At 75.5% G+C, this 22,791-nt stretch carries 18 protein-coding genes; 11 read left to right on the plus strand and 7 right to left on the minus strand.

Features of this window, described 5'->3' with window-relative positions; genetic code table 11:
* The 3 genes from ABTW95_RS13390 to ABTW95_RS13400 form a co-directional block, all read left to right on the plus strand.
* The coding region (locus ABTW95_RS13390; protein ID WP_500226372.1) for an alpha-glucosidase C-terminal domain-containing protein at window positions 1–377 on the plus strand (377 nt) is incomplete at its 5' end.
* 2 nt (window positions 378–379) lie between these two features.
* On the plus strand, window positions 380–1,792 hold the full coding sequence (locus ABTW95_RS13395) for a maltokinase N-terminal cap-like domain-containing protein (RefSeq protein ID WP_500226373.1): 1,413 nt from the start codon (window positions 380–382) through the stop codon (window positions 1,790–1,792).
* A gap of 250 nt (window positions 1,793–2,042) precedes the next feature.
* Window positions 2,043–2,978, plus strand: a complete 936-nt coding sequence (locus tag ABTW95_RS13400; RefSeq protein WP_500226374.1) for a C40 family peptidase — start codon at window positions 2,043–2,045, stop codon at window positions 2,976–2,978.
* Window positions 2,979–3,161: 183 nt separating this feature from the next.
* Here the strand turns inward: ABTW95_RS13400 and ABTW95_RS13405 are convergent, their stop codons facing one another.
* The 3 genes from ABTW95_RS13405 to ABTW95_RS13415 are packed head-to-tail and all read right to left on the minus strand — an operon-like array spanning window position 3,162 to window position 6,702.
* Entirely contained in the window at window positions 3,162–4,070 is a 909-nt protein-coding gene (locus ABTW95_RS13405) for a serine/threonine-protein kinase (RefSeq protein WP_500226375.1), read from the minus strand.
* 41 nt (window positions 4,071–4,111) lie between these two features.
* Entirely contained in the window at window positions 4,112–5,914 is a 1,803-nt protein-coding gene (locus ABTW95_RS13410; protein ID WP_396446942.1) for an N-6 DNA methylase, read from the minus strand.
* Window positions 5,911–6,702: a PP2C family protein-serine/threonine phosphatase gene (locus ABTW95_RS13415; RefSeq protein ID WP_500226376.1), complete on the minus strand. Its 792-nt coding sequence runs from the start codon at window positions 6,700–6,702 to the stop codon at window positions 5,911–5,913. Before ABTW95_RS13415 ends, ABTW95_RS13410 begins: the two co-directional genes overlap by 4 nt.
* Before the next feature lie 342 nt (window positions 6,703–7,044).
* Here ABTW95_RS13415 and ABTW95_RS13420 point away from each other — a divergent pair, with 342 nt between their 5' ends.
* The 5 genes from ABTW95_RS13420 (at window position 7,045) to ABTW95_RS13440 (ending at window position 14,835) form a co-directional block, all read left to right on the plus strand.
* Entirely contained in the window at window positions 7,045–8,103 is a 1,059-nt protein-coding gene (locus ABTW95_RS13420) for a rod shape-determining protein (protein WP_500226377.1), read from the plus strand.
* Between the two features lie 34 nt (window positions 8,104–8,137).
* Complete coding sequence (locus ABTW95_RS13425; RefSeq protein ID WP_396446939.1) at window positions 8,138–9,076, plus strand: MBL fold metallo-hydrolase; 939 nt, start codon at window positions 8,138–8,140, stop codon at window positions 9,074–9,076.
* Between the two features lie 186 nt (window positions 9,077–9,262).
* Entirely contained in the window at window positions 9,263–12,745 is a 3,483-nt protein-coding gene (locus tag ABTW95_RS13430; protein ID WP_500226378.1) for a protein kinase domain-containing protein, read from the plus strand.
* A complete protein-coding gene (locus ABTW95_RS13435; protein WP_396446936.1) occupies window positions 12,742–13,641 on the plus strand; it encodes a tetratricopeptide repeat protein in 900 nt (299 codons plus the stop codon). The genes ABTW95_RS13430 and ABTW95_RS13435 overlap by 4 nt, the downstream gene beginning before the upstream one ends.
* A gap of 87 nt (window positions 13,642–13,728) precedes the next feature.
* Window positions 13,729–14,835, plus strand: a complete 1,107-nt coding sequence (locus ABTW95_RS13440) for a cystathionine gamma-lyase (protein WP_500226379.1) — start codon at window positions 13,729–13,731, stop codon at window positions 14,833–14,835.
* Window positions 14,836–14,873: 38 nt separating this feature from the next.
* Here the strand turns inward: ABTW95_RS13440 and ABTW95_RS13445 are convergent, their stop codons facing one another.
* Window positions 14,874–16,262: an FAD-dependent oxidoreductase gene (locus ABTW95_RS13445; RefSeq protein WP_396446934.1), complete on the minus strand. Its 1,389-nt coding sequence runs from the start codon at window positions 16,260–16,262 to the stop codon at window positions 14,874–14,876.
* 41 nt (window positions 16,263–16,303) lie between these two features.
* Complete coding sequence (locus ABTW95_RS13450) at window positions 16,304–17,416, minus strand: amidohydrolase family protein (protein WP_396446933.1); 1,113 nt, start codon at window positions 17,414–17,416, stop codon at window positions 16,304–16,306.
* A 117-nt stretch (window positions 17,417–17,533) separates the two neighbouring features.
* On the opposite strand from ABTW95_RS13450, the gene ABTW95_RS13455 reads away from it, so the two are divergent.
* Window positions 17,534–18,979, plus strand: a complete 1,446-nt coding sequence (locus ABTW95_RS13455; RefSeq protein ID WP_500226380.1) for a type I glutamate--ammonia ligase — start codon at window positions 17,534–17,536, stop codon at window positions 18,977–18,979.
* An 86-nt stretch (window positions 18,980–19,065) separates the two neighbouring features.
* Here the strand turns inward: ABTW95_RS13455 and ABTW95_RS13460 are convergent, their stop codons facing one another.
* Window positions 19,066–19,194, minus strand: a complete 129-nt coding sequence (locus ABTW95_RS13460) for a hypothetical protein (RefSeq protein ID WP_500226381.1) — start codon at window positions 19,192–19,194, stop codon at window positions 19,066–19,068.
* A 191-nt stretch (window positions 19,195–19,385) separates the two neighbouring features.
* Between ABTW95_RS13460 and ABTW95_RS13465 the strand changes: the two genes are divergently transcribed.
* Together ABTW95_RS13465 and ABTW95_RS13470 are read left to right on the plus strand one after the other, a co-directional pair.
* Window positions 19,386–19,889: a CGNR zinc finger domain-containing protein gene (locus tag ABTW95_RS13465; protein WP_500226382.1), complete on the plus strand. Its 504-nt coding sequence runs from the start codon at window positions 19,386–19,388 to the stop codon at window positions 19,887–19,889.
* A gap of 60 nt (window positions 19,890–19,949) precedes the next feature.
* The gene (locus ABTW95_RS13470; RefSeq protein ID WP_500226383.1) at window positions 19,950–21,314 is read left to right on the plus strand and encodes an FUSC family protein; all 1,365 of its coding nucleotides are present in this window, start codon (window positions 19,950–19,952) and stop codon (window positions 21,312–21,314) included.
* A 64-nt stretch (window positions 21,315–21,378) separates the two neighbouring features.
* On the opposite strand, the gene ABTW95_RS13475 is transcribed toward ABTW95_RS13470, so the two are convergent.
* Window positions 21,379–22,770: an MFS transporter gene (locus ABTW95_RS13475; protein ID WP_500226384.1), complete on the minus strand. Its 1,392-nt coding sequence runs from the start codon at window positions 22,768–22,770 to the stop codon at window positions 21,379–21,381.
* Window positions 22,771–22,791: the final 21 nt, after the last annotated feature.

Here is a 22,791-nt window from a genome sequence, read left to right on the forward strand (position 1 = left end):
ACTGGACCCGCAAAATGATCGAGATCCGGCAGCGCCACCCCGTCTTCGGCGTCGGCTCCTACGTCGAACTGTCCGCCTCCAACCCCTCCGTCCTGACCTTCACCCGCGAGATCACCGAGGACGAGAGCCCCTGGGGCGAGATGGACACGATCCTGTGCGTCGCGAACCTCTCGCGCTTCCCGCAGCCGGTCGAACTCGACATGCGGCGCTTCGAGGGCTACTCCCCCGTCGAGTGCATGGGCGGCGTGCAGTTCCCGGCGATCGGCGAGCTGCCCTACCTGCTGACCCTGCCCGGGCACGGCTTCTACTGGTTCCAGCTGCTGCCGCCGGACGACGCCGGCGCGGACGGGATCGTGGGCGCGGGAAGGACCGTCTGACCGTGCTGCCACCGCGATCCGACCTGGTCCGAGACCTCGCCGAGTGGCTGCCCCGGCAGCGGTGGTTCGGCGGCAAGGACGGCCCCATCGACGAGCTGTCCATCGGCACCGCCACCGAGCTGCGCTCCGGCGATCCCGCCCTGCACCACCTGATCCTCGACGTCCGGCAGAACGGCGCCACCGACCACTACCAACTGCTGCTCGGCGTCCGCCGCGAACTGCCCGACCGGCTCCGGCACGTGGAGATCGGCGGAGGCTCGGGCGGCGCGGAGGCGCGCCTCTACGACGCCGCCCACGACCCGGACCTGACCCGGACGCTGCTGGACGCGCTGGCGGACGAGGCGTCCATCGGCCCGCTGCGGTTCCACCGCGTGGACGGCGCCCGCATCCGGACGGACCTGGCGAGCCTGCCCATCACCACCGAGCAGAGCAACACCTCGCTGCTGTTCGGCGACGCCTACATCTGCAAGCTGTTCCGGCGCCTCAGCAACGGCGTGAACCTCGACCTGGAGGTCAACCTCGCGCTCACCCGCCGGGGCTGCGAGCACGTCCCGTCCGTGCACGGCTGGATCGAGCTGGAGCCGGACGAGCCCGGCGCGGAGCCCGTCACGCTCGGGCTGCTGTCGGACTACCTGCACACCGGCGCGGAAGGCTGGAGCCTGGCGATCGCGAGCGTCCGCGACTGGTTCGCCTACCCGCTGCCGCCCGGCGACGAGTGGGCGGAGCTGGACGCGAGCGGCGCGGGCGGCGACTTCGCCGCCGAGGCCGAGCGGCTCGGCGCCGCCACCGCGCAGGTGCACCGGGCGCTCGCCGACGCCTTCGGGGTGACCACCGTCCCGGCGGAAGAGGTGCGGGCGATGGCCGCCCGGATGAACGCGGAGCTGACCGCCACCTGCCGGGCCGTGCCCGGACTGGCGCCGCACGCCAAGGCGCTCACCGGGGCGTTCCTGGACCTGGCCGCGCGGGCGGCGCCGATGCCCGTCCAGCGGGTGCACGGCGACTACCACCTCGGCCAGGTGCTGCGCACTGAGTCGGGCTGGGCGCTGCTGGACTTCGAGGGCGAGCCGGCCCGCGCGGAGAGCGAGCGCCGCGCCCTCGCGCACCCGCTGCGCGACGTCGCCGGGATGCTGCGCTCCTTCGAGTACGCGGCGCGGTTCCTCATCACCAAGGCCGGCACGGTGCCGACCGAGTCGGGGCCGCACCTGGAGACGCGGGCGCACGCGTGGGCGGCGCGCAACCGGGCCGCGTTCTGCCGCGGCTACGCGGCGGCGGGCGGCGCAGACCCGGCCGCCCATTCGGTGCTGATGCACGCGTTCGAATTCGAGAAGGCCGTCTACGAGGTCCGGTACGAGGCGCGGAACCGGCCCGCCTGGCTCCCCGTCCCGCTCACCTCGCTCGCCCATCTGACCGCATGATCAAAGACACTGAAGCGCGCATCCAATTCGCCGTCATGATCATGTAAAATCGGCGATCTCTCCCAATCCCATGGCGATCAACGGGTACCCGGACTCTCGGCGGGGTGATCACCGCCGAGACACGACCCGAGAATGGGAGAACGGAGAGAACGAAATGTCCATCGGACGCCACTCACACCAAGACGACGCCGGAACCGGAGCATTCGACGGCCATACCGGCCGCACCCGGACGGGGGGCCGAAAACAGGGAGTGCTCCTCGCGGCCGCCACCGTCACCGCGACCGGGTTCGCGCTGGCGGTCCCGCTGAGCGCGCCCGCGCGGGCGGCGCTCAACCCCGCAGTCCTGGAGAGCCTGCACCTCGACTCCGCCACGCTGGCGAAGGTGCAGGCCTACGACCGGTACCGGACGCGGGAGGCGACCCAGCGGAAGAAGGCGAAGAAGGCGCTCAAGTTCGCCCGCAAGCAGATCGGCAAGCCCTACCGCTGGGGCGCCGACGGGCCGAACGCCTACGACTGCTCCGGCCTCACGATGGCCGCGTGGCGCAAGGCGGGCGTGCGGATCCCGCGGGTCACCTACGGGCAGTACCGCAAGGTCGACCGGAAGGTGAAGCTGAAGGACCTCGAACCCGGCGACCTCGTCTTCTTCCACGGCCGCAGCCATGTCGGCCTCTATGTCGGGCAGCACCGATTCCTGCACGCGCCCCATTCCGGCGCCAGAGTCCGCATCAACAAGATCGGTGCACGCCGGAAGAAACAGTTCGCCGGAGCGGTGCGCCCCGGCGCGCCCGAATACCGGGACTTCTCCGAGTCGGTGAAGGAACTGGTCGAGAAGATAGACCGGATGAGCGCGCAGAAGAGAGCCGACCAGAAACCGCCAGATAAGCAGCGGACCCCCGAAATTCCGCCGCCAGCCGACACCCTTCCCAAATCCCACGACAACTCCCCCGCGACCTCCCCCGGACGCACCCCGGCGAAACAGGCCGCGCCACCCGGCGGCCCCGCTCCCCGCCCGGGGGATTCCGCGGCACAGCATCCGCGAAGCGACGCGCCGTCGAAGAAGACGCCGCCGGACGAGACCCAGCCCGCCCCGAGGCCGCGGACCAGGCCGGCCGGGCACAAGTACGCGTTCCAGAACCACAACTGGGCGACGTACACGGGCCGCACCCCGTTCAAAGTGCTGACCTGACTCCACGCGCGCCCGCGACTCGCGCCGAACCCGCACGGAACCCGCGGAGCATCCGCCGCCATGGGCGCTCCCATGCCCATGGCGGCGGGCTCCAGCGGATCAACACGGCCGCATCAACCCGGCCGGATCAGCACGCCCGGATCAGCACGGCCGCGTCAACGGGGCCGGATCAACGGGACCGGATCAGCAGGGGCCGGGGGCGAGCGGCAGGCTCAGGATCTGGGCGTACATGCGTTCGGGGCTCGGGATGGCCGCGGGCTCCAGGAAGCCCGGCAGCAGCGGCGGTTCCCCGGTGAACGAGCGGATGCGCTCGTAGAGGGCCGGCGCGTCCGGCGGGCGCTTCTCCGGCTTCTTCTCCAGCAGGTCCTGGACGAGGGCGTTGAGCTCGGCGGGCACTCCCGGAAGCGGCGGCGGCTGCTCGCGGACGTGCTTGTCGAACACCGCGTAGGCGGTGGGGCCGGCGAACAGCTGCCGTCCGGTGAGCATCTCGTGCAGGACGCAGCCGAGCGCGTAGAGGTCGCTGCGCGCGTCCGCGACGCCCTGCTCGATCTGCTCGGGCGCCATGTAGGCGGGCGTGCCGAGGATCTGCCCGTGCCGGGTGAAGTGCGCGACGTCGGACCCGCCGAGGACGGCGAGGCCGAAGTCGAGGACCTTGACGCTGCCGTCCGGGCACAGCATGAGGTTCGTCGGCTTGAGGTCGCGGTGGCAGATCGACAGCGCGTGCGCCGCGGTCAGGACGGCGGCGGCCTGCGCGGTGATCCCGGCGGCCCACGGCACCGGGACGGGCCCGTGCTCGGCGATCAGGTCGGCGACGGTGACGCCGTCGATGAACTGCATGACCTGGTACAGCCGCTGGTCGAAGGCGCCGAAGTCGTAGAGGGTGGGGGCGCCGGTGTGCTCCAGCCGGGCGAGGATGCGCGCCTCGCGGACGAAGCGGCGCTTCAGCTCGTCGTCCGCGCCGCCGCCCGGCAGTTCGAGGAACTTGACCGCGACGCGGCGGCCGAGGCGCGTGTCGTCGGCGGCGTACACCGCGCCCATGCCGCCGCGGCCGAGCGGCAGTTCGTCTAGCTCATACCTGTCGGCGATGAGCATGGTTCTCCCCGGGGGGTCGTCGGCCTGGATCTCGGCCTGGGTCATCGGCGGGGGCGGAGGTGGCCGTCCAGCAATCCGTCGAAGCTTAGCCGGATCAGCGCCTCCCCCAGTGACGACATTTCGCGCAATGTCTCGGTCAGCCGGGCCATCTCCTGGAACGCCCGGCCGTAGGCGCGCTGCCGGTCGAGGGACAGCCGGGGGATGCGGGCGCGGCGCAGGTCCATGCGGCTCGACCCGGTGCCGGTGCGGGTGTGCGCGAACGTCAGGAACCCGGCGAGGAAGCCCGGGTCGAGCCGCTCCGGGTCCGGGCGGTAGCGGGTGAGGTAGGGGCCGAGCGCGGCGCCGCCGGTGGTGACGACGCGGGCGGAGCCGGCGGCGGTGGCGACCACGTCGCCGGGCTCCAGCATGATCAGGCCGGGGTCTGCGGCGGCCGTGCCGGACGGGTCCGTCCCCGCGCCGACGTCGTCCGCGGTGAGGACGGGGACGTCGCCGCCGGCCGGCAGCCGGGCGGGCGCGTGGCTGATCGCGACGACGCCGGCCTTGGCCAGCTCGGCGAGCGTGGTGAACGGCAGGGGCCGCTGATCGGGCAGCAGCTCCACCGCGGGCGGGACGGGCGCGGCGGCGGCCAGCCGGCCGAGCGCCTCGGTGAACCGGTCGGCGAACGCCGCGCCGCTCTGCGGGGGGCGGTGCCGGGCGGGGCTGAGGTCGACCTCGTCGTCCAGCAGGTCGATGACCGGGACGCAGAACTCGCCGTCCGCGCGGCGCTCCCAGGCGCGCTCGGCGCGGCCGAGGTCGCCGCCGGCGTCCAGCAGCAGGACGGCGGCGGGCGGCGGCTCGGCGGGTCTCGGGCGGCGCAGCAGCCACAGGTCGGGGCCGCCGGGCGCGAGCGTGAGCACGGCGCGCAGCGCGCCGGCCCGCAGCAGGTTGGCGCGGATGCGGCGGCCGGGGCGGCGGCCCGCGACGGCCGCCGGCAGCAGCAGCGCCGCGCGGCCGCCCGGCCGGACGTGCGCGAGGCAGTGCTGGACCCAGGCCAGCTCGGGCTCGCCGCGCGGCGGCAGGCCGTACTCCCAGCGCGGGTCGCCGGCGAGGTCCTCGTGGCCCCAGGCCCGGTCGCCGGACGGCGGGTCGCACACGACCGCGTCGGCGACCTCGCCGGGGAAGCCGTCGCGGCGCAGGGAGTCGCCGGCGGCGACGCCGGCGGGCGTCCCGGCGAGCAGCAGCCGGACGGCCGCGATGCGGGCGGCGGCCGGGTCGGCGTCCTGGCCGAGGGCGCGCCGGGCCCCGGGCGCGGCCAGCAGCAGCGTGCCGAGCCCGCACGCGGGGTCGAGGACGACGTCGCCGTCCCGGCAGGCGAGGCGGGCCATCAGCCCCGCCACGTCCCCGCGCGTGAGGTCGAGGCGCCGCGAGTGCGCCCGGACGTAGCGCCGCAGGAGCAGTTCGAAGGCGGCGGCGTGGCCGTGCTCGGCGGCGAGGTCGGCGAGCATGCCGGGAAGGGCGGGGTCGTCCGGTTCGAGGGCGGGCGGCGGCACGGCGTCCCCCGCGGCTCCGCCGCGCAGTTCGAGGAGGCGCAGCCCGGCCCAGCCGACGAGGTCGGCGAGCCGGAAGTCGTCGCCGGCCGCGCGGAGCCGCTGCCACACCCGGTCGCCGAGCGACACCTCGAACGGCTTGCCGTTGCGCCGCAGCCAGTCCTCGACGTCGGCGAGGGAGAACAGCGGGCTGGTCGCGGTGCCGCCGACCGGGCGGGGGAAGTCGCCGTGGCGGCGCCGCCAGTTGCTGACCGTCGCGCGGCCCACGCCCACCAGCCGCGCGATGTCGCCCGCGGTCACCCCGGGGTCGCCGCTCATCGGCGCCCGAGCCGGGCCAGGCGCCCCCGGGACGCGGCGCCGACCATCTGCGGCCGCTGGTCGCGCGCCCCTCCCGCGGGGACGACGTCCGCGACGACGCAGGTGATGTTGTCGTGCCCGCCGGCCCGGTTCGCGAGGCGGATGAGCCGCGCGACGGCGTCCGCGGGGGACGCCTCCTCCGCCAGCGCCGCGCGCATCGCGTCCGGGGGGACGAAGCCGGAGACGCCGTCGGAGCACAGCAGGTACCGGTCGCCGGGCAGGGCGTCGTGCCGGAACAGGTCGGGCTCGCCGCTGCCGCCGCTCTGCAGCGCCCGGACGAGCACCGAGCCGCGCGGATGGTTCACCGCCTCCTCGGGGGTGAGCCGGCCGCCGTCCACGAGCGTCTGGACCATCGTGTGGTCGCGGGTCAGCTGGAAGAGGTCCCCGCCGCGCAGCAGGTAGGCGCGGGAGTCGCCGATGTGCGCGACTGCGAAGCGGCGCCCGTCCCAGGCCATCGCGGTGAGCGTCGTGCCCATCCCCGCCAGCCGCGGGTCGCGCCGGCCGAGGTCGTCGAGCCGCGCGGACACCTCGGCGACGCCGGCGGCCAGGGCCGCGGCCGGGTCGTCGCCGAGCGGCAGCCCGGCGACGGTCGTGATCGCGGTCCGGCTGGCGAGGTCGCCGTGCGGGTGCCCGCCCATCCCGTCGGCGACCGCGAGCAGGCGCGGACCGGCGAACGCGGAGTCCTCGTTCGTCTTCCGGCGCCTGCCGACGTCCGTCCCGGCGGCGAAGCGCAGCGTCTGGTGAGCCATGCGTCTCAGGGAAGCACGCTAAAACACAATTCACAAGCATTCTCGTCCAACACCTTGCTTGCACAAGGCCCTCGCGGAAGTCGGGCGGATCGGGCAGATCACCTGATGTTGCAGCGTGCCCGCGTGTCCGGAACGGGCGACATGATCTCCCTCTCATGATCTCTTGGTGCCCGCCCGGCACTGGGCGCCGGGCGGGCCCGGCCCGCCGGTGGGCGTTCCGGATATTCCGGATCTCCGGTCGCCAGGACGTTGCGATTCGCTTACCCGGCCGTGGGCATCGCCGCAGGCCGCAAGGGCATCAACAAGACTCTTGCGACTTTCGGGGCGATTGGGAGGGACGCGATGTGGGACTTCGCGGGCCGTGACACCGCTATCGACCTGGGCAGCGACACCGTGCGGATGCACGTGCGGGACCGCGGCGTGGTGTGCCGCGAGCCGTCCGTGCTCGCGCGGTCCAGAGAGACCGGGCGCATCCTCGCGCTGGGCCGGCCCGCGAAGGAGATGGCCGGGCGCAACCCCGACGTCACGCTCGTCCGGCCGATCCGCGAGGGCGCGCCGACGGAGACCGACGAGGCCGAGTACCTGATGCGGCACCTGGTCCGCCGGCACCACCGGCGCCACTACACCGCCCGCCCCCGGCTCGTCGTCACGGTGCCGAGCGGGATGACGTCCGTCCACTACCGGGCGCTGCAGTTCTCCGCCTACCAGGCCGGCGCGCGGCGGCTCACGCTCGTGCCGACGCCCATCGCCGCCGCCATCGGCATGGAGATGACCACGTCCACGCGGCCGGACATCGCCGTCATCGCGTGCATCGGCGCGGACGTCACCGACGTCGGCGTCATCGCGTTCGGCGGCCTCGTCACCTCGCACACCGCGCACGTCGGCGGGTCGGCGCTGGACAAGGCGATCGTCGCGATGGTCCGGCGCGAGCACGGGGTGGTGCTGGCGCAGTCGGCCGCGGAGACCGCGAAGCTGGAGGTCGGCGCGGTGCCGCCGCTCGGCCGGCGGCCGGTGCGGCAGACCGTGGTGACCGGCCGCGACATCGCGAGCGGGATGCCGCGCGAGATCGTCCTCACCACGCTGGACATCGGCCGCGCGATCGCCGCGCCGGTCGCGGAGATCGTGTCCGCGATCGGCACCGGGCTGACCGGCTGCTCCCCGGAGATCTCCGGGGACCTGCTGAGCGTCGGCATCACGCTGACCGGCGGCTGCGCCCGGCTGCCCGGCCTGGAGCGGCTGATCAGGGACAGGACCGGGCTGGAGGCGCGGCTCGGCGACGACACCGGCGACGCCGCCGTGCTCGGCGCCGGGGAGGTGCTGCGCTCCGCCGGGACGCAGGAGCCGTCCGCGCGCAGGTCGGCGCCGCGCCCGCACGTGCTGACGACCCTGCCGGAGTACTGATCCGGCCGCCGGGCGGGGCTAGACTGCCGGTCCCATGAGCGACGCACCCGGGATCGACGGGCCTGGAACCCCCCGCCTGGAGGAGGTCTCGGACGGGATCTTCGCCTACGTCCAGCCGGACGGCACCTGGTGGATCAACAACACCGGCTTCCTCTCCGGGACGCGCGGGGTGGTGAGCGTCGACGCGTGCTCGACCGAGCGCCGCACCCGCGCGTACCTGGAGGCGATCCGGTCGGTGACGGACCGGCCCGTCCGGACGCTGGTCAACACCCATCACCACGGCGACCACACGTTCGGCAACTACCTGTTCGCGGGCGCGACCGTCGTGGGCCACGAGGGGACGCGGGCGGGCGCGCTCGCGTGGGGCAAACCGTTCGACGAGCCGTTCTGGACGAAGGTGGACTGGGGCGCCATCGAGGTGGAGGCGCCGTTCCTCACCTACACCGACGGCGTGACCCTGTGGGTGGACGACCTGCGCTGCGAGGTCCGGCATGTCGGGACGCCCGCGCACACCACCAACGACTCCATCGTGTGGATCCCCGACCGCCGCGTCCTGTTCTGCGGCGACCTGCTGTTCAACGGCGGCACCCCGTTCCTGATGCAGGGGTCGGTCGCGGGCGCGATCAAGGTGCTGGAGGAGGTCGTCGCGCCGCTGGACGCGGAGACGATCGTCCCCGGGCACGGCCCGGTCGGCGGCCCCGAGCTGATCGGCCGGGTGCTCGGCTACGCGCGGTTCGTGCAGGAGACCGCCGCCGCGGCGAAACCGGCCGGGCTGACCCCGCTGGAGGCGGCGCGCGAGGCCGACCTCGGCGCGTACGCGGAGCTGACCGACCCCGAGCGGCTGGTCGGGAACCTGCACCGCGCCTACGCCGAGCTGGACGGCCTGCCGCCGGGCGGCGAGATCGACCTGGCCGCCGCGCTGAACGACATGATCGCCTTCAACGGCGGCCGCCCCCTCACCTGCCGCGCCTGAGCCGCCGCACCGGCCGCCGCGGGCCGCACGCACCGCGGACCGTACGCACCGCGGATCGCACGCACCGCGGATCGCACGCACCGCGGGCCGCACGCACCGCGCGCCGCCCGCGCGCGGTGGCCGGCGGCGCGGCGAGTCTCGGCGGGACGGTGGAAGAGCAGGGCCGCGAATCCGTAGGATTCCGGCATGATCGACGCGACGTGGCGGCGCGGCGATGTCGTGCTCGATCTGTACGAGGTCCGCGACGTGGTCGCCACCGGCGGCATGGGGCTGGTCTACCGGGTACGGCACCGCGGCTGGGACACCGAGCTGGCCGTGAAGGTGCCCCGCCCCGAGCTGGTGAAGTCGGAGCAGGCGCTGCGGAGCTTCGAGGCGGAGGCGGAGACGTGGGTCGGGCTCGGCCTGCACCCGCACATCGTGAACTGCGCGTACGTCCGCCGGGTCGGCCCGCTGCCGGGCGTGTTCGCCGAGTGGGTCGCCGGCGGCAGCCTCGCCGACGCGATCCGCGACGGCCGGCTGCGCGACCCGGACCCGCGCCGCACCACCGGCCGCATCATCGACGTCGCGATCCAGTTCGCCTGGGGGCTGGACCACGCGCACCGCAGCGGGCTCGTCCATCAGGACGTCAAGCCGGCCAACGTGATGCTCACCTCGGACGGGACCGTCAAGGTCACCGACTTCGGGCTGGCGAAGGCGCGGGTCCGGGCGGGCGAGGACGGGGTTCCGCGCCCCGACGCCGACCCGGCCGTCAGCTTGGCCGGGCTGACGCCGGCGTACTGCTCGCCGGAGCAGGCGCAGGCGGCGGCGGACGGCCGGACGCCGCTGACCCGCGCGACCGACGTGTGGTCGTGGGCGCTCAGCGTGCTGTCGATGTTCACCGGCGGCCCGCCGACCCGGTCGGGCGCCGCGGGCGGGCGGGTGTTCGAGGAGTTCGCGGTGCGGGCCGCGGGCGTCCTGCCGCCCGGGCTGGCGGAGTTGCTGCGCGCGTGCTTCCGGCCGGACCCGTCGTCCCGGCCCGACCGGATGGACGCGCTGGCCGACGAGCTCGCCACCGTGTACGCGCAGGTCACCGGCGACCCGTATCCGCGGGCGCGGCCCGCCCCGGCGACGCTGCTGGCGGACGGGCTGTCGAACCAGGCGCTGTCGATGCTCGACCTCGGGCACGCCGAGGAGGCGGACGCGCTCTGGGAGCGGGCCCTGCAGGCCGACCCGAGCAATCCGCACGCCGTGTTCAACCGCGGGCTGCGGCTCTGGCGCGCGGGGCGGATGACGGACGCGCAGCTCATCGCCGAGCTGGAGCAGGTCCGCGCGTCCCACCGCGACGACTGGATCGGCGACCACCTGCTCGGCCTCGTCCACCTGGAGCGCGGTGACGCGGAGCGGGCCGCGGCGGCGCTGGAGGCGGCCGCCCGGCGGGCGCCCGGCGCTCCCGAACCGGCCGCCGCGCTCGCCCGCGCGCGGCGGCTGGACGCCCCGCCGCCGGCCGTGGCGCTGGAGGGCCACGGCAACGCGGTCGGCGCCGTCGCGCTCGCGGAGGACGCGGCGACGGCGGTCAGCGGCGGCCGGGACGAGGCGAGCCCGCCGCCGCCCGGCTCCGAGGGCGGCACCGTGCGGATCTGGGACGTGGCGGCGGGCCGCTGCCTCCACGTGCTGCCCGCGCACTCCGGCGGGCTCGGGGGCGGGGTGAGCGCGGTCGCGCTGAGCCCCTGCCGCCGCTTCGCCGCCTCCGGCGGGACGGACGGGGCCGTGCTCCTCTGGGACGTCCGGTCCGGGCGGCTCCTGCACCGGCTCGGCGGCCACGCCGGCCGGGTCGACTCGCTCGCGTTCACCCCGGACGGCTCCCTTCTGGTGTCGGCCACGGAGGGCGGCGCCGTCCGGCTCTGGGACACCGCCGGCGGCCACTGCGTCCGCACGCTGCAGGAGGAGCAGCACCTCGGGCGCAGCCTCGGCGGGGCCGTCGCGGCCACCGCCGGCGGCCGGATCGTGCGGTGGGAGCCCACCACGATGCGGCTGCGGGTGTGGGACGCCGCCAACGGCGTCCTCGTCCGGACGACGACGATCCCCCGCGCCCGGGTCGCGCTCAGCGCGGGCGGCCGCGTCGCGCTCGCCGCGGCAGGGACCGAACTGCGCGTCTGGGACGCCGTGGCGGGCCGCCCCCTCCGGACCGTCGAGGTCCCGGCGCTGCCCGACACCGGCTTCGCGGTCAGCGGCGACGGCGCGCGGGCCCTGGCGATCGGCCCGGACGGCCTGCAGCTGTGGGACCTGGACGAAGGACGATGCCTCCGCACGCTGCCGGGCCGCGGCGCCGGCGCCGGCGGGGCGCTCATGCTGAGCGAGGACGGGCGGCACGCGGTCACCGCGGCCGGCGGACCGGCCGTCCGGGTGTGGCGGCTCGCGGACGCCGGTCCCCGCTCGCCGTGGAGCCACGCCCGTCCCCGCACCGCGGCGGAACTCGCCCGGGAGGCCGACGCGGCGGCACTCGCCCTCGACCGCGCCCGCCGCCTCGCGGACGGCGGCCAGTGGCCGCGGGCCGCCGCGGAGCTGCGCGCCGCCCGCGGCGTGCCCGGCCACGAGCGGAGCCGCGAGCTGCTCGACCTCTGGCGCGCCGCCGGGCGGCACGGCCGCCGGACGGCGCTGCTCGGCGCCTGGCAGGGCCGCCCGCTCCCCGACACCGGCGGCAAGCTGGTGAGCGTGAGCGTCCTCAGCCCCGGCGGCGTCCTCGCGGCGGCGTTCGGCGGCTGGTCGATCGCGTGGCTCGTCGACGCGGCGTCCGGCGACCACCTGCACACGCTCCAGGCGGGCGGCATGTCCGTCGGCTCCCTCGCGTTCACCCCCGACGGCCGCCGGCTGCTGACCGGCGCGAGCGACGGGAGGGTCCGGATCTGGGACGTGATGTCCGGCGAATGCGTCGGCGTCCTCGGCGGACACCGCTCCGAGGTCAGGGCGCTCGCGGTGAGCCCCGACGGGCGGCTCGCCGCGTCCGGCGACGAGGACGGCGTCGTCCGGGTCTGGGACCTCGCCAAAGGCCGGCGCAGACACGTCCTCAAAGGCCACAGCGGGATCGTCTTCTCCCTCCGCTTCGGCCCGGACGCCGGAACCCTGCTCGTGGGCGACTTCCGAAGCGTGGTGACGCTGTGGAGGCTGGACGGGAAGCGCGCGCACATCCTGCCCGGGCAGACCCCCGCCGCGATGAGCGCGGACGGCCGCACGGTGGTGTCGTGCGGCAACACCGTCGGCGTCCTCTGGACCGCGGACGGGACCACGGGCGAGGGCACCGGCTACATCCCCGGTGCGCCGGAGCACCTGGCCTCGATCCGCGTGGACGCCGACGGAGCCATCGCCGCCACCGTCGGCCCGGACTCCGCCCTTCGCATCTGGGACCTGCGCGCCGAACGCCTCCTGCACCGCCCGCGGGAGCCGGTCGACTGCCTCACCGAGGGCACCACCGACGGGTTCGCGGCCTCCGGCGGCGCCGACGGGGCGCTGCGCGTCTGGCACCTCCCGTCCGGACGCTGCCTGCACACCCTCAAGGCGCACAGCGACGCCGTCGAGTGGGTCGGCCTCAGCGCCGACGCCCACCTCGCGGTGACGCGCGGCCGGGACCGCGCGATACGGGCCTGGGAACTCGACTGGGACTACACGTTCGAGGACGGAAAGGGACGACCATGATCCTCAGCTGTTCGGGCTGGGCGTGCACGCGGCTCATCTCGGTGTCGAAGGTGCCGGGCGGCAACCCGGTGGCCCTCGCCGACCCGGAGAACTACGCGATCCAGTTCAAGATCTGCGAGGACTGCGGCAGCTACTTCTGCGACCGCTGCCACGCCCCCGGCTCCCGCCTCCGCGCGCCCCGCTGCGCGTCCTGCGGCGGCAAGCTCGCGCCGGGCACGAAGCTGGAGCGGCTCAGCGGCCGCCCCCGGCCCGCCGAGGTCGAGCACCACAAGAGGGGCGTCGAACTCGTCAAGTCCGGCCGCCCGGACGAGGCGATCCGCGAGTTCGACGCCGCGGTCGCGCTCCGCCCCCCGTACGCCGCCGCCCACCACTGGCGGGGCATCGCGCTCACCGAGGCGGGACGGCCCGGCGAGGCCCTCGCCGCCTTCGAGACGGCGCTCAGGCTCAACCCGTCCGACGTGGCGTCCCACTTCGAGAAGGCCCGCGCGCTCACCCGGACGGAGAACACCGCCGCGGCGATCGCCGCGTACGACCAGGCCATCGCCGTCCAGCCCGGCTACCCGGCACCGCGGATCAACCGGGCGATCCTCCTCATGGACGGCGGCCGCGACGCCGACGCCCTCGCCGCCGTCGAGCAGGCGATCGCCCTCATCACCGGGGGGCGCGCCGTCGGCGCCGGCCGCTACGACCTCGCGAGCGCCCACAGCGTCAAGGGCGCCGCACTGGTCAAGCTGGGCCGCTACGAGGAGGCGCTGCCCGCCATCGACTACGCCATCGACAACGGGCCCGACTCCTGGAACGACCACTACAACAAGTCCTACGCCCTGGAACGCCTGGGCCGCATCGAGGAGTCCGAGATCGCCCGGGGCATCGCCGACTCCCTCCGCAACTCCTGACCGGGGTGACCGCTGAACCGCCGGGTCGCGCGAACGGCGGGACGAGCGCGTGCGCGACGATGGACGCCGGACCGTGAGGAGGCGGGGATGTCGATCGGGGACGGGACGCTGGCCGTCGGCGCCGGGCGGCCGGAAGCGGAGAACCACACGCCGGGGCTGCCCGGCCCGGTGTTCGCGTCGCATTTCCACCTGGCCGGCGAACCCACCGGGCCGTACACCTACGGGCGGGACACCAACCCGACGTGGACCCTGCTGGAGCGGGCGATCGGCGAGCTCGAAGGCGGGGCGGAGGCCGTCTCGTTCTCGTCCGGCATGGCCGCCGTGTCGGCCGTGCTGCTGTCGCGGGTGCGGGCCGGCGACGTCGTCGTCATGCCGGACGACTGCTACCAGGTCACGCGGGAGCTGAAGGAGCGGCTGGAGTCCTACGGGGCGGTGGTGCGGATGGCGCCGACCGCCGGGGACGCTCAGATCGGGCTGGTGGACGGTGCCCGGCTGGTCTGGCTGGAGTCGCCGTCCAACCCGAACCAGGACGTGTGCGACATCGCGCGGATCGCCGAGGCGGCCCACGCGGCGGGCGCGCTGGTGGCGGTCGACAACACGCTGGCCACGCCGCTGGGGCAGCGGCCGCTGGATCTGGGCGCCGACTTCTCCGTCGCGAGCGACACCAAGGCGCTGACCGGGCACGGGGATCTGCTGCTCGGGCATGTCGCGACGCGTGATCCGGAGCTGGCCGAGGGGGTCCGGCTCTGGCGCAAGACCGTCGGCGCCGTCCCCGGGCCGATGGAGGCGTGGCTGGCGCACCGGTCGCTGGCCACGCTGCAGCTGAGGCTGGAGCGGCAGGCGGCGAACGCGCTGGCGGTGGCCGAGGCGCTGCGGGGCCGGGTTCGGGGGCTCAGGTATCCGGGGCTGCCGGACGACCCGTCGCACGAGGTGGCCGCCCGGCAGATGCGGCGGTCCGGGTGCGTCGTCTCGTTCACGCTGCCGGGCGAGGAGGCCGCCGAGCGCTTCCTCGGGTCGCTGCGGCTCGTCATGCAGGCCACCAGCTTCGGCGCCGTGCACAGCTCCGCGGAACGGCGGGCGAGGTGGGGCGGCGACGCCGTGGCGCCGGGGTTCGTCCGCTTCTCGGCCGGTGTCGAGGACACCGAGGATCTCGTGGCGGACGTCCTCCAGGCCCTGGAGAAGGCTCTCTCATAACCGCCGGAGGACGCGCCAGGGCGATCAAGGACGGGCGATCAAGGACGGGCGCGCATGTCCTCCGCGACGGCGTCGGCGGCCTTGCGGGCGGCGATCAGGACCGGGTCCCAGACGGGCGCGAACGGCGGGGCGTAGCCGAGGTCGAGGCCGGTCATCTCCTCGACCGTCATCCGGTTCCACAGCGCGATGGCGAGGCCGTCGATCCGCTTGGCGGCGTTCTCCCGGCCGACGATCTGCGCGCCGAGCAGCCGCCCCGACCGGCGCTCGGCGATCAGCTTCGTCTTCATCGTCGTGGCGCCCGGGTGGTAGCCGGCGCGGGTCGTCGACTCGACGACCACGCTGAGCGCCGCGAACCCGGCGGCGGCCGCCTCCCGCTCGCTCAGCCCGGTCCGCGCGACCTCCCAGTGGCAGATCTTCGACACGGCGGTGCCGGCGACGCCCGGGAAGGTGGCGTAGCCGCCGCCGAGGTTGATGCCGGCGACGCGCCCCTGCTTGTTGGCGTGCGTGCCGAGCGGGATCGCGGCCGGGCCGCCCGACACCAGGTGGCGGCTCTCGACGCAGTCGCCGGCCGCCCACACGCGCGCCGACCGGGTCCGCATCCGCCGGTCGGTGACGATGCCGCCGGTCGGGCCCACCTCGATCCCGGCGTCGCGGGCCAGCCCCGACGCCGGCTTCACGCCCAGCCCCAGGACGACCAGGTCCGCGGGCAGCGTCCGGCTCCCGGTGCGGACCGCGGTGACGCGCCCGCCGGGCGAGGCGTCGAAGCCCTCGACCGGCTCCCCCAGGTGCAGCTGCACGCCGAGGCCGCGCATGGCGTCGGCGATGACGGCGCCCATGTCCGGGTCGAGGCTCCCCATCGGCTGGTCGGCGGCGTCCACGAGCGACACCTCCAGCCCGCGCGTCACCATCGCCTCGGCCATCTCCAGGCCGATGTAGCCGCCGCCCACCACGACGGCGCGGCGCGGCGCCCGCTCTTCGACGGCGCGCCGGATCGCCACCCCGTCGTCCAGCACCTGGACGCCGTAGATCCCCTCGGCGTCCGCCCCGGGCAGGCGCGGCCGGACGGGGACGGCGCCCGTCGCGACCACGAGGTCGTCGTAGGGCTCCCAGCGCTCACCGCCGCCGTCCACGTCGCGGAGGCGCACCCTGCCGCCGGCAAGGTCGATCTCCACCGCCTCGGTGCGCAGCCGCAGGTCGATGTCCCGCTCGCGGTGCTGGGCGGGGGTTCGCGCGATCAGCTTGTCGAGATCGTCGACCACGCCGCCGACGAAGTACGGGATGCCGCACGCCGAGTAGGACGTGTAGTGCCCCCGCTCGACCGCGACGATCTCCAGGTCGTCCGGGCCGCGCAGCCTGCGGGCCTGGGACGCGGCGCTCATCCCGGCGGCATCGCCGCCGATGACGAGCAGGCGTTCGCGTGCGGCCATGCCGTTCCTCCCAAAGGCCGGTCCTCCCGGCCGTCGTCTCGTCACCGACCATAGACGCGGCGGGCGTTGCCGGACGCGATCATCCCGGCGAGCCGCCCGGCGTCCCGGGCCGTCCACGCGCCGTCCTCGACGCCGCCCGCGAGGAACCCGGCGAGGCCGTGCCGGAACAGCAGCGCGCCCAGGTGGTACAGCTCGGCGAGGCCGAAGGCGTCCGAGGAGTACAGCACCTTCCCGAACGGGGCGAGCTCCAGCAGCTCGGCGATCAGCGCGGGCGAGCGGTGCCCGAGGTTGTGGGTGGCGAGGCCGACGTCGGCGTACACGTTCGGCAGCACCTGCGCGAGGTAGCCGGCGTGCCGGTGGAACGGGTAGTTGTGCAGCAGCAGCGCCGGGGCGGGGTCCATGGCGCGCAGCAGCTCGATCAGCAGCAGCGGGTCGCCGCGGCGCAGGTCGGCGTCCACGTCCCCGTACCCGACGTGGAACTGGACGGGCAGCCCCGCGTCGACCGCGCACCACACGAGGAACCGGTGCAGGATCTCGTCGCAGACGCGCGGCGCGGCGCCGCTCGCCTCCGCCGCGCGCATCAGCTGCCCGGCCGCCCCCGTCACCTCGGCGTCGGACGGCCGCAGCCCGGACAGCTCGAGACCGGCCCGGTAGGCGGCGATCGACTTGGCGCCGGCGGCGCCGCTCGCGTCGATCCGGGCGCGCACCTCGCCGGCGAAGGCCGCGGCGTCGACGCCGGCGGCGGCGACCTGCTCGGCCACGGTCTCCAGCCGGACGATCTCGCGGGCGTCCGCGCCGGCGAGCCGGCCGAGCTCGGCCGGGCCGAGCAGCGCCTCCGGGCCGTAGCCGGTGTCCACGTAGAGGGCGTCCAGCCCGGCCGCGGCCAGGAAGCGGCGGTTGACCTCGGCCGCGCCCAGCTCGGCGCGGCGCGCCAGGTACTCGTCCGGTTCCGCGTGCGCGTCCAGGCCCAGGACGGGCGGGCACCAGCGCCGCAGCGCGAACCCCACCTGCGTGTCGAACATGGTCGTCCCGGGCGGCCCGGACGTCTCCGCCTCGGTCAGCGCCTCCTCGAACTCCGCCCGGTCGAGATCGCGGTCGAGGACGCCGTGGCAGTGGTGGTCGACCAGCCGCATCGACTCCAGGTGCTCCAGCACGGCGCCCTCCTCTTGACTGCAACGGGCCTTGACTGCAACGGGCCGGTGTTCTCCCTACGATGCCCATACGGGCCGTGCCCGCGTCCGCCTCCGCCACTCCGACCGGGAGCCAGCACCGTGGAACAGACCTCTGAGACCGCGACGAGCGGAACCGGCCTCGACGCGTACGCGCTCGGCGGGCGCGAGCGCACGCGGCTCGCCGCCCGCGCCGCCGTCGCGGCCCGGAGAATGGCCGGGGAGGGGATCGTGGGCGTCGCGCTGACCTGGGTGGACGTCAGCGGCATCACCCGCACCAAGACCGTCCCGGTGGAGCGGCTGGAGCACGCCGCCGCGTGGGGCGTCGGGATGTCCCCGGTGTTCGACGCGTTCCTGCTGGACGACTCGATCGTGTCCGGGCGCCACGTCGGCGGGCCCGTCGGCGACCTGCGGCTCCATCCCGTCCTGGAGCGGCTCGCGCCGATGGCGGCGCTGCCCGGCTGGGCGCACGCGCCCGCGCTGCGGTACGCGCAGGACGGCACCCCGCACCCGCTGGACGCGCGGGCCCTGCTGCGCCGCGAGACCGACCGGCTCGCCGCGCTGGGCTGGTCGGTGAAGGCGGCGTTCGAGATCGAGTGGGCGGTGTCGAAGGGCGGCGCGGACGGGTTCGTCCCCGCCTGCCGGGGCCCCGCGTACGGGATGACGCGGGTCACCGAGCTGGCCGGCTACCTGCGGGACGTCCTCGCGGCGCTGAAGGAGACGGGCGTCACCGTCGTGCAGCTGCACCCCGAGTACGCGGCCGGGCAGTACGAGGTGTCGGTGGAGCCCGAGGACCCGCTCGGCGCGGCCGACACCGCCGTCATCGTCCGGGAGACGATCCGGGCGGTGACGATGGAGCACGGCATGGCCGCCTCCTTCTCCCCCAAGGTCGAGGCCGGCTCGGTCGGCAACGGCGGCCACGTCCACCTCAGCCTGTGGCGGGAGGACACCTCGGACGGGCCGAAGAACGCGATGGCGGGCGGCTCCGGCCCGTACGGGATGACGGCGGCCGGGGAGGCGTTCGCCGCCGGGATCCTGGGCCGCCTCCCCGCGCTGCTGGCCGTCGGCGCGCCGGCGGTGGCGAGCTACCTGCGGCTGGTCCCGTCGCACTGGGCGGGCGCGTTCGCCTGCTGGGGGCTGGAGAACCGGGAGGCGGCGCTGCGGTTCATCACCGGCGCCGAGGGCGAGCGGGAGACCGCGGCGAACCTGGAGGTCAAGTGCGTGGACTCCGCCGCGAACCCGTACCTGCTGCTGGCGGCCCTCCTCGCCGCCGGCCGGAACGGCCTCGGCATGGACCTGCGGCTGCCCGAGCCGGTCGACGTCGATCCGGCGGGTCTGTCCGAGCAGGAGCGCGCCGCGCGGGGCATCGCGCCGCTCCCGTCGTCACTGGCGGAGTCGGTCGCGGCGTTCGAGGCGGACGCCGTCCTGCGGGACGCGCTCGGCGAGGCCGTTGTCGACACCGTCGCGACCGTCCGGCGCGGGGAGATCGCGCTGCTGGACGGCGCGACGCCGGAGGAGATCGCCGCCGCGACCCGCTGGCGCCACTAGAGCCGGCGGTTCCAGAACCGGCGGCCCCACAACCCGCGGCCCCACAACCCGCGGCTCCAGAACCGGCGGCCCCAGAACCCGCGGCTCTAGAACAGGCGGCCCTGGAAGCGGTCCAGCGCCGGCGCGTCGACGCGCCCGGCGGCCACGACCGCGCCCGGCCCGTACCGCTCCACGCGCATCTGGAGCCGGCCGCAGGCGCATCGGGTATAGGTCACGACCCCCTCGGACGTCGGGTGCCGCGACAGCACCTCGTACACCTCGGACTCTGGCCAGCCACAGCGTGGGCATTCCACCGCGCATCCCCGGGGACGACTCGTGTAAGGGTTATAAACAAGATAACATTTACGCCAGGCGAGCGGGACCGGAGGCAGGGGTAATGCGCGTCACGGGCTATAGGAGCCACGGGGTGTCGGCGGCGGTCGCGCTGGTCAACGCCGTGACGAGCGCCGGCGGGGACGACTCGGCCGGCGCGATCCGCGCCATCCTGCGCGACAACGAGTTCTTCTGGCAGGAGTTCCGCGACGAGGACGCCGAGGAGTTCCGCCGCTGGGGCCGGACCCTGCGCCCGTTCTTCACCGCCGCCCGGCTCGAGGAGGCGACGGCGCTGCTGAACCGGCTCATGCTGGAGGTCCCCATGCACCCCCACCTGTCCGACCACGAGCCGCACGGCCTGCACATGCACTACGCGCCGCCCTCGTCCCGGCTCCCGGACCGGTTCCGCGCGACCACGCTGATGAACCTCGCCGATCTGGTCGTCGACCACGGCCTCGGCCGGACCGGCGTCTGCGCGGCCGGCGGCTGCGACCGGGTGTACGCCGACACCTCCCGGGCGGGGCGGCGCCGGTTCTGCTCCGAGGCGTGCGCGAACCGCACGAACGTCGCCGCGTTCCGCGCCCGCCGGAGGACGTGACCTGCCCCGCATTCACGGGCTTTGCCGCAATATTGCCGTCCCGCGGGAAGAACACACGGCATGCCACACCCGTTCTCCCGCCTCCGGCCCGGCCGGGGCGACCGCGCCGGACGCTCGCCGCTGCAGGTGGCGACGGAGGTGCAGTCCACCGTCTACCGCATCGCCCGGCTGACGCTCACCGCCGTGCTGGCGTTCGTGCTGGCGGACGCGGTGCTGCCGGCGGGGACGCCGGAGCCGCTGCTGTCGCCGCTGACCGCGCTGCTGGTGGTGCAGTTCTCCGTCGTCCAGACGATCAAGGCGAGCATCCTGCGGGTCCTCGCGGTCACCTCGGGGGTGCTGGTCGCGGTGATGGCGGCGTCCACCATCGGGTTCTCCTGGTGGGCGCTCGGCATCACCATCTGCGCCGCGCTCGTCATCGGGCACGTCCTGCGGCTCGGCGAGCACGTGCTGGAGGTGCCGATCTCCGCGATGCTGATCTTCGCGCTGGGCGCGGCCAGCGGGGCGGGCGCGGCCGATCGGGTGCTGGAGACGCTGATCGGCGCGGCCACCGGGCTGGCGGCGACGCTGCTGGTCCCGTCGGTGCGGGTGCGGCCCGCGGAGGAGGCCGTCCAGGACGCCGCCGAGAAGCTGCGCGAGCTGATCGAGGACATCGCCGAGGGGCTGCGCGGCGACCGCACCGAGGGCGAGGCGGCCCGCTGGCAGGAGGCGGCGGAGCGGCTCGCCCGCGAGCTCCGCCGCACCGACCGCGACCTCGGCGCCGCCGAGGAGAGCGTCAAGCTGAACCCGCGGGCGCGGCGGCTCGTGGACGCCGGCGTCGCGCTCCGCAACGCCATGGAGACCCTGGAGCACTTCATGCTGTCGCTGCGCGGCCTGACCCGGTCGCTCGCCGACGACGAGGAGTTCGGCGAGCGCGGCCGGCTGCTGACCGATCCGGTGCTGCGCCACCGGCTCGGCGACGCGCTCGCCGGGATCGCCGCGAGCGTCGCCGCCTACGGCCGGCTCGCCCGCTCCGACCTCACCCGCGACGCCCGCCCGTTCCTCGCCGAGCACGACCTGGAGGTGCGGGTGGACGTGGCCCGCGAGCGCCGCGCCCGGCTGCGCCGCGAGCTGCACCGGCGGGCCGCGGCCGGGGACCTGTGGCCGCTGTACGGGGAGGTGTCCATGGACATCGACCGGCTCATCGAGAACCTGCGCGTCGAGCACCGGGCCCGCGCCCGCGAGCACTGGCGGCGGCACCGCGGCGCGACCCGGCACCTGCCCGCCCGCCCGGTCCAGGCCGTCCAGCAGGCCGGGCACCAGCTCCGCCGCGCCGCCTCCACGGCCAGCCGGGCGGCCGACCGCGCCCCCCGCGACCCGGCCGAACGGGGCAGTTCGGACGACCCGGGCGGCTCGGGCAGTCCGGGCGGCGGGGAAGAGCGGTCGTGACGAAGGGCAGAGGCCCGTCCCGGGGGGTGTGGGACGGGCCGATGCCGCTGTGGTCCGCCCACGATCACCTGGTCTGGTCGGAGCGCGTCCGCGGCGTGACCGCCGGGGCGTTCACCGGCCTGCGCCTCGACCGGCCGGCGGTCGAGCAGAGGGCCGGCAGCGCGCCGAGGAGGGCCAGGGCCGCGGCGGTGACGAGCATCGCGCCCAGCCCCGCCAGGCCATAGGGGACGCCGAGGACGGCGACTCCCACGGCGATCCCGAGCTGCTTCGCGGTGTTGGTGATGCCGGCGGCGACGCCCGCGCGCTCGGGAGGGGCCGCCTCCAGGGCGACCTGGCTGGAGACGAGGTTTCCGATCGCCGCCAGGCCGCCGACGGCGAAGCCGGGCGCCATCGCGGGCCACGACCCCGTCCGGTAGGCGGCGGCGAGCAGCAGCGTGGACAGCACGGTCAGCAGCGGCCCGGCGGCCACCAGCGCGGCGGACGGGAAGCGGTGGGCGATCCGCCCGAGCACCAGCGGCGCGGCCAAGGCCGGAGCGCTGTAGGTCAGGAACCACAGGCCCGCCTGCGCGGGCGGCGTCCCCATCGGGCCCTGCACGTAGAGCGAGAAGTAGGCCAGCGACCCGGCGCCCGCCGCATGGGACATCAGCGCCGCCGCGGCGTTCGCCGCGTACAGGCGGTCCCGCAGCAGCGACAGGTCGATCATCGGCTCGGGGACGCGGCGGCGGACGAGAACGGCGAGGGCGGCGGCGCCCCCGGCGGCCGGGAGCAGCACGCCGGGGGCCGTCCAGCCCAGCCTGGGGATCTCGATCAGCGCCCACAGCAGCCCGCCGAGCCCCGCCGTCAGCAGGCACGCCGCGACCGGGTCGAGCGGGCGGGGCCGCGCGTCCCGCGACTCGGGCACCCGCGCCGCGGCGGCGGCGAACGCGACCGCGCCCACCGGCACGTTCAGGACGAAGATCGCGCGCCACCCGAACAGCCCGGTCAGCGCGCCGCCGACCAGCGGGCCGGTGGCGATCGCGGCGCCCGACGCGGCGGCGTACACGCCGAGCGCCCGGTTGCGGGCGCGCCCCGCCGGGTACGCGGCCGCCAGCAGCGGCGACGCCGTCCCGTACAGGACGGCCGCGCCGCACCCCTGCACGGCGCGGAACGCGTCGAGGACGGCCGCCGAGGGCGCGAGCGCGCACGCCAATGAGGCCCCGGTGAACGCGGCTAGCCCGCCGAGCAGCATGCGGCGGCGCCCCAGCCGGTCGGCCAGCGCCCCGGCGGTCAGCAGCAGCCCGGCGAGCGCCAGCGCGTAGGCGTCGATGGACCACTGCACCTCCCCGAGTCCGGCGCCGAGGCGGCGGCGCATGTCGGGCAGCGCGATGTTCACGCCGACGAGGTCGAGGACGAGCAGGTACCCGGCGGCCGAGGCGACCGCGAGGGTCCAGGCCGGGCTGCGGCGGCGTGCGGGCATGGGTCCGGCCCTCCGTTAATA

The sequence above is a fragment of the Spirillospora sp. NPDC127506 genome (assembly GCF_040302145.1).
Taxonomy (GTDB): Bacteria; Actinomycetota; Actinomycetes; order Streptosporangiales; family Streptosporangiaceae; genus Spirillospora.

Bases quoted from the DNA above. Each gene is read 5' to 3' on its own strand.
- ABTW95_RS13405 (WP_500226375.1), bottom strand. From the start codon at position 4,070: ATGCTCATCGCCGACAGGTATGAGCTAGACGAACTGCCGCTCGGCCGC.
- ABTW95_RS13420 (WP_500226377.1), top strand. From the start codon at position 7,045: ATGTGGGACTTCGCGGGCCGTGACACCGCTATCGACCTGGGCAGCGAC.
- ABTW95_RS13435 (WP_396446936.1), top strand. From the start codon at position 12,742: ATGATCCTCAGCTGTTCGGGCTGGGCGTGCACGCGGCTCATCTCGGTG.
- ABTW95_RS13425 (WP_396446939.1), top strand. From the start codon at position 8,138: ATGAGCGACGCACCCGGGATCGACGGGCCTGGAACCCCCCGCCTGGAG.
- ABTW95_RS13430 (WP_500226378.1), top strand. From the start codon at position 9,263: ATGATCGACGCGACGTGGCGGCGCGGCGATGTCGTGCTCGATCTGTAC.
- ABTW95_RS13475 (WP_500226384.1), bottom strand. From the start codon at position 22,770: ATGCCCGCACGCCGCCGCAGCCCGGCCTGGACCCTCGCGGTCGCCTCG.
- ABTW95_RS13415 (WP_500226376.1), bottom strand. From the start codon at position 6,702: ATGGCTCACCAGACGCTGCGCTTCGCCGCCGGGACGGACGTCGGCAGG.
- ABTW95_RS13445 (WP_396446934.1), bottom strand. From the start codon at position 16,262: ATGGCCGCACGCGAACGCCTGCTCGTCATCGGCGGCGATGCCGCCGGG.
- ABTW95_RS13440 (WP_500226379.1), top strand. From the start codon at position 13,729: ATGTCGATCGGGGACGGGACGCTGGCCGTCGGCGCCGGGCGGCCGGAA.
- ABTW95_RS13410 (WP_396446942.1), bottom strand. From the start codon at position 5,914: ATGAGCGGCGACCCCGGGGTGACCGCGGGCGACATCGCGCGGCTGGTG.
- ABTW95_RS13470 (WP_500226383.1), top strand. From the start codon at position 19,950: ATGCCACACCCGTTCTCCCGCCTCCGGCCCGGCCGGGGCGACCGCGCC.